This window comes from Pseudomonas sp. P7548, from assembly GCF_013386585.1.
Taxonomy (GTDB): domain Bacteria; phylum Pseudomonadota; class Gammaproteobacteria; order Pseudomonadales; family Pseudomonadaceae; genus Aquipseudomonas.
The window spans coordinates 1-6,317 of record NZ_JACARO010000157.1 but is presented as its reverse complement, the minus strand read 5'-3'; the positions used below and the strand labels follow the sequence as shown (position 1 = coordinate 6,317).

Below are 6,317 nucleotides of genomic sequence, written 5' to 3'. Positions count from 1 at the left end.
CATCAACCCCGCCCCCAGCCCCATCGCCGCCAGGAACAACGGGTACGAAATCCACCAGGGCGTGCCCGCCGTCATCATGCTGAATTCCGACATGCCGCCCACACTGGCGATCAGGTTCAGCGGCAGGAACACCACGTTGATCAAGGTCAGCTTGCGCAGCAGGTTGTTCATGCTGTTGTTCATCAGGTTGCCGCGTGCGTCGATCAGCCCGGAGAACACGTTGGAGTAGATTTCGGCCTGCTTGTAGCACTGGTGGTTTTCGATGATCAGGTCGTCAATCAGACCCAGGGTCCGGGCGCTGAAGTGTTCCTTCTCGGCGTGGTTGCGCAGGCGCGTCAGCACGGCGCCGTTGCTGTGCAGGGCATTGATGTAATAGATCAGGCTCTCGCTGAGGCTGAACATCTGCATCAGGTGATGGTTGCTCATGGACGCGTTGAATTGCTGCTGCAACTCCCGTGCAACCAGCTTGATCACCTTGAGGTGGCCCAGGTAGTGGTGGATGTTGTTGAGCAGCAAGTCGAGCAGCACGTCCAGTGGCGTGTGCAAGGGGTGGCGCTTGCCCAAGCCGGTCAGCGGGGTTTCATCCGGGGCGATCACCAGCAGTCGGTCCGGTGAAAACAGCAAGCCGCAGGACGACACTTCGAATACGAGGCTGCCACCGCCGGAGTAGTTTTCCGGGCGTTTCCAGATCAGGAACAGGTTGTCGGGGTGGAACTCGATCCGTGAGACTTCGTCCGGGTCGAGCGCCGAGGCCAGCGCGTGCTCATCCTGCTTGTAATGGTCACGCAGCCTGTCTCGCTCGGCAGGGTCAGGGTCGTTGAACAACAGGATGGGGGCCTCGTCACTGTCCCCGCTGCGCAGCGTGCCATCGATCAGGTCAAAGCGCTGGATCATCGCCGGCTACCAGACCTGGCCTAGGCGCTTGAGCTCCAGGCGCCGCACAAACTCCTCCAGCACCAGGGCATACAGGTCGTCCTGCAAATAGGCGTCTTCGATGCCGGCGTCCATATTGGGGTTGTCGTTGACCTCAATCACCACCACCTTGTCACCGGATTGCTTGAGGTCCACGCCATACAGGCCGTCACCGATCAGGTTGGCGGTCTTCACGGCCAGCTCCACCACGGCCTTCGGCGCCTCGTGAACCGCCAATGTGCGGCATTCGCCGTTGATGTCCTGGCCGATAGCCTTGTGGTTGTAGATCTGCCAATGGCCCTTGGACATGAAGTACTGACAGGCGAAGATCGGCTTGCGGTTGAGTACGCCGATGCGCCAGTCGTACTCGGTGTAGAAAAACTCCTGGGCCAGCAACAGCACCGAATGTTCGAACAGCTCGGCGGTAGCCTTGAGCAGGGCCTCCTGGCTCTCCACCTTGATCACGCCACGGGAAAAACAACCGTCCGGGATCTTCAGCACCAAGGGGAAACCCAGGCGTTCGCCGACCCGTTCGAACTCTTCCGGTCGTTCCTTGTAGAGAATCTCGGTGGCGGGCATGCCCAATTGATGGCTGTTGAGCAGATCGGTGAGGTAGACCTTGTTGGTGCAGCGCAGGATCGACGTCGGGTCATCCATTACTACCAGGCCTTCGCTTTCGGCTTTCTTGGCGAAACGATAGGTGTGGTTGTCGACGCTGGTGGTCTCGCGGATCAGCAAGGCGTCGTACTCGGCGAGGCGCCCGTAGTCCTTGCGTTCGATCAGTTCCACGTCGATGCCCAGGCCCTTGCCGACCCGCACGAAGTTCTCCAGGGCACGGGCGTTGGATGGGGGCAGTTGCTCTTGAGGATCGTGAAGGATGGCCAGGTCATAACGGGCCAATCGGCGTGAACGGGGTTGGCGCCAGATCTTGCGGCTGAAGTTGTCGAGGGCGTGGGCGAATTGATCTTCCTGATCATCACGCAACTTGTGCAGCACGCCGGACTTGACCCCTTCGATATGCCAACCGTTGTTCTTTCTGAATTCAACTAAGAGGATCGGGCACGGGAAGGTTTCAAATAACTGGCGGGCCAGATCCTGCAACGGTTCTATATTGGTCCGACCAAAGTAAAGGGTCAGGGTAAACCCTTCGGTATTGCTGTAAAGGTGATGACTCAAGGCTTTATCGAGGGTTTTATCCAGGTCATCCAGCGCCAGCCCATACAGCGATTTTTTGGTCAGCTCACTGATGGTGCGCACCGACGGAATCACCTTGTGCCCCCGAGCTTCAGCCAGCAGCGAACAGTAGTAGCCATGCCCCAGGTACTTGTAGCTGCGGCACAGGTTGATCACCTGCACGCGCTTGCCGCTCTCGTTTTCCCGGGTCTGTTCCAGGTATTCCTGGGCGGTGACGATGTCTTCGCTGGGGAAGTAAGAGGCCCAATCTTCCTTGCGCTCGACAATGATCACGACTTGACTGGCCCCTTTGGGTGGTACGGAAAAATAACCTTTGTTAGTTATTGTCGCCGCGAGGGTTTGCTCGGATACTTCACGCCAATGACCTTGTACCGCCGACATAATATTTGATCCGCTTTAGAGAACTCGACCTTTTCTATTAAGCACGATCTTTTAGAGAAGTCCCGTTTCGTTACGCAACTTTTACGGCGGTTATATGGCTCTTTCCTTTCGCGTTGCAACACCGGCCGATGTGCCTGAACTGGTGGCCTTGGAACAGCACTGTTTCACCACCGACCGGCTCTCGCCGCGCAGTTTCCAGTGGATGGTCAGCCGCGCCCACGGGCAGTTGCTGGTGGCGGAAAATGACGAGCAATTGCTCGGCTACGCCCTGGTGCTGTTCCATCGCGGTACCTCATTGGCGCGCCTGTACTCCATCGCCATTGCCGAACACGCGCGCGGCATGGGCCTGGGCAAGCAATTGCTGGCCCGTATCGAGGCCTGCGCCATCAAGCACGACTGTGCCTACCTGCGCCTGGAAGTGCGCACCGACAACCCCGGCGCCCTCGCCCTCTACGAACGCACTGGCTACCGGCGCTTCGCCCTGATCAATGACTATTACGAAGACCACACCGCCGCCCTGCGCCTGGAAAAACGCATCCTGCAGCATCACACCGCACGCCCGCAGAGCGTGCCGTATTATCAACAGACCACCGACTTCACCTGTGGCGCCGCCTGCCTGCTGATGGCCATGGGCGCGCTGGTGCCTGGGCGTGTGGCACAGCGTCGCGAAGAGCTGCAGATCTGGCGCGAAGCAACCACCGTGTTCATGACCGCCGGCCATGGTGGTTGCAGCCCTCAGGGTTTGGCGCTGGCAGCCTGGCGCCGGGGCTTTCGGGTGCGGATGCAGGTGAATGTAAGCGGGCCGTTGTTTCTCGATGGCGTGCGCGACCCGCACAAAAAGGATGTGATGCGTGTGGTGCACGAGGCGTTCGAAGAGGAGTTGGCAGGCAGCGACGTCGAACAGGTGCTCGGCGGCGCCCTGGACTTGCCCCAGGTGCTGCAGGCAGGCGGGCAACCGCTGGTGTTGATCAGCAGCTACCGCCTCACGCGTTCCAAGTCGCCGCACTGGGTGATGGTCACCGATTGCGACGACGAGTTTGTCTACCTGCACGACCCGGACGTGGACCACAGCCAGCACCGTCAGCCCCTGGACTGCCAGCACCTGCCGGTCAGCCATGGGGCGTTCGAGCGCATGTGCCGGTTTGGCAACAACAAACTGCGGGCGGCGGTGGTGCTGTTTATGCCACCTGCTTGATCGCGGCCTGGGCTTCCAGCTCGCGCACCAGCGGCAACACGCGCTTGCCGAAGTACTCGACTTCTTCCTGGAAGTGCAGGAAGCCGGCGAGTACCAGGTCCACACCGACGGCCTTGAGCGCGACGATGCGCTCGGCAATCTGTTGCGGGGTGCCAATCAAGTTAGTCTTGAAGCCGTCGTTGTACTGCACCAGGTCTTCAAAGCTGGATTTGGCCCAGTTGCCCTCGCCCTCCGGTGAGGCCTTGCCCGCTTGCCTGGCCGCATCGCCAAAGGCATTCACGGCTTCCGGGTCGGCTTTTTCGATGATTTCGGCGAGCACGGCGCGGGCTTCTTCTTCGGTGTCACGGGCGATAACAAACGCATTCACGCCGACTTTGACCGAATGATTATTGGCGGCCGCCTTGGCGCGGATATCGTCGACCTGGGCCTTGATGCCTTCCGGGGTGTTGCCGTTGGTGAAATACCAGTCCGACACCCGCGCTGCCATGTCCCGCGCGGCCCGCGAGCTGCCGCCCTGGAACACCTCGGGCTGGCCCAGCGGCTTGGGCTTGAGGGTGTAGTTGTTGAAGCGGTAGAAGTCGCCTTTGAAGGTGAAGTCGTCCTGGGTCCAGATGCCCTTGAGGGCGCGGATGAACTCTTCGGAACGGCGATAACGCTCATCGTGTTCCAGCCAGTGTTCGCCGATGGCCTGGAACTCGCCCTTGAACCAGCCGCTGACGATGTTCACCGCAATGCGGCCGTTAGTCAGCTGGTCGATGGTCGCCAATTGCTTGGCCGCCAACGCCGGTTGCCACGGACCGGGCAGGATCGCTGCAATGACTTTCAGTTTGGTCGTCGCCGCCAGCAGCGCATGGCTGAACGCCACGGATTCATGCTGGTTCTCGGCGCCGTAGCCGGCGGTAAAGCGAATCTGCGTCAGGCCATATTCAAAGCCGGCCTCTTCGGCCAATTGCGCCAGTTTGCGGTTGTAGTCGATGCCCCAATGGGTGCGCTGTTCGATCTTGCTCACCACCAGCCCACCGCTGACGTTGGGCACCCAATAGGCAAATTTCACGGCTTGCTGACTCATCGGACGTTTCCTCGCACACAGGGATGTAGGAGGGTCAGAGCAGCAAGTGTGCCAGCACCGGCAAAGGCCCGGCGTACAGGCGCTGCATCAAGAAACCGCGCAATGAAGGCCTTTGTCGCGGGTGTCAGGGATCGCACCGCTTTGTCGTTCCACTGTTGCTGGCGCAACAGTCAGCCAGGGTTATAGCCCGTAAATACGAGGTGGAACACCCGGCACGGACTGTGCAATCGCCCTGGTACTTGAACACTGCCAAGGAGCTGCCTCCCATGACTGAGCAACACGTGATCAACCCGCTGTCCATCGGCGTCGACTACCCCACACTGGCCGCACGCTTTCGGCCGATCTTCCAGCGCATCGCCGAGGGTGCGGTTGAGCGCGAGCAAACCCGCACCCTGCCCTACGAACCCATCCGATGGCTCAAGGAGGCCGGCTTTGGCGCAGTGCGAGTGCCGGTGGAATATGGCGGTGGCGGCGCGTCCCTGCCCCAGTTGTTCGAACTGCTGATCGAACTCGCCGCTGCCGACTCCAACGTGCCCCAAGCCCTGCGCGGGCATTTCGCGTTCGCCGAAGACCGCCTGAATGCACCGCCCGGTGCCGGCCGCGACCTGTGGTTCAAGCGTTTTGTCGACGGCGATATCGTCGGCTGCGCCTGGACGGAAATCGGCGATGTCGCGATTGGCGATGTGGTAACCCAGGTCAGCCCGGACGGCGATCAGTGGACGCTCAACGGTGAGAAGTTCTACAGCACCGGCAGCCTGTTTTCGGACTGGATCGATGTGTACGCCCAGCGCAGCGACACCGGCGCCTCGGTGATCGCCGCCACGCGCACGCGACAGCCGGGCGTGGTGCAGAGCGATGATTGGGACGGGTTTGGTCAACGCACCACGGGCAGTGGCACCACGCGGTTTACCGATGCGGTGGTCGAGGCTGACAACGTCATCGACTTTGCGACCCGGTTCAAGTACCAGACGGCCTTCTACCAGTTGGTGCTGCTGGCGAGCCTGGCGGGTATCGGGCGTGCGGCGCTGAACGATGTGGCACGGCAGGTGCGTAGCCGTAAACGCATTTACAGCCATGGCAATGCGGCGCATGTGAGCCAGGATGCGCAGGTACAGCAGGTGGTGGGTGAGGTGGCGGCCCTGGTGTATGCGGCTGAGGCCAGTGCCTTAAAGGCGGCTGTTCCGGCGCAGCGGGCTTACCTGGCGCGGTTTTCGGGGGATGCGGTGTTGGAGCGGGAGGCCAATGTGGCGGCGGAGATTGAGTCGGCGACGGCGCAGGTGGTGGTGTCGCAGTTGGTTCAGCGGGCGACCACTGAGTTGTTCAATGCGCTGGGGGCTTCGGATGTGCGCCAGGGGAAAGCGCTGGATCGGCATTGGCGGAATGCGCGGACGGTGTCGTCGCATAATCCGGTGATTTACAAGGCGCGGATTGTGGGGGATTGGGTGGTGAATGGGAGTGAGCCGCCGTTTGTTTGGCAGATTGGGAATGGGCCGGGTAAGGGGTGAGGTTTGATTGGGGGCATATCCGTTTCTGCGGTAACGGCTGCTATGGGTTCCGCCCTTACGG

5 protein-coding genes are annotated in these 6,317 nt (G+C 60.9%); 2 read left to right on the top strand and 3 right to left on the bottom strand.

Going from position 1 to position 6,317, the window contains the following annotated elements; genetic code table 11:
• On the bottom strand, positions 1–894 hold an 894-nt coding region (locus HX803_RS31790; RefSeq protein ID WP_178926027.1), incomplete at its 3' end, for a magnesium transporter CorA family protein.
• Between the two features lie 6 nt (positions 895–900).
• Positions 901–2,487 carry a RimK family protein gene (locus HX803_RS31785; RefSeq protein WP_218647235.1) on the bottom strand — a complete coding sequence of 529 codons (1,587 nt, stop codon included), beginning with the start codon at positions 2,485–2,487 and terminating at the stop codon, positions 901–903.
• Between the two features lie 94 nt (positions 2,488–2,581).
• Between HX803_RS31785 and HX803_RS31780 the strand changes: the two genes are divergently transcribed.
• The gene (locus tag HX803_RS31780; RefSeq protein ID WP_178926026.1) at positions 2,582–3,682 is read left to right on the top strand and encodes a GNAT family N-acetyltransferase/peptidase C39 family protein; all 1,101 of its coding nucleotides are present in this window, start codon (positions 2,582–2,584) and stop codon (positions 3,680–3,682) included.
• Here the strand turns inward: HX803_RS31780 and sfnG are convergent.
• Positions 3,666–4,751, bottom strand: a complete 1,086-nt coding sequence (gene sfnG / locus HX803_RS31775) for a dimethylsulfone monooxygenase SfnG (protein WP_178926025.1) — start codon at positions 4,749–4,751, stop codon at positions 3,666–3,668. The genes HX803_RS31780 and sfnG overlap by 17 nt on opposite strands.
• A 266-nt stretch (positions 4,752–5,017) precedes the next feature.
• Here sfnG and HX803_RS31770 point away from each other — a divergent pair, with 266 nt between their 5' ends.
• The gene (locus HX803_RS31770) at positions 5,018–6,256 is read left to right on the top strand and encodes an acyl-CoA dehydrogenase family protein (RefSeq protein WP_178926024.1); all 1,239 of its coding nucleotides are present in this window, start codon (positions 5,018–5,020) and stop codon (positions 6,254–6,256) included.
• Positions 6,257–6,317: the final 61 nt, after the last annotated feature.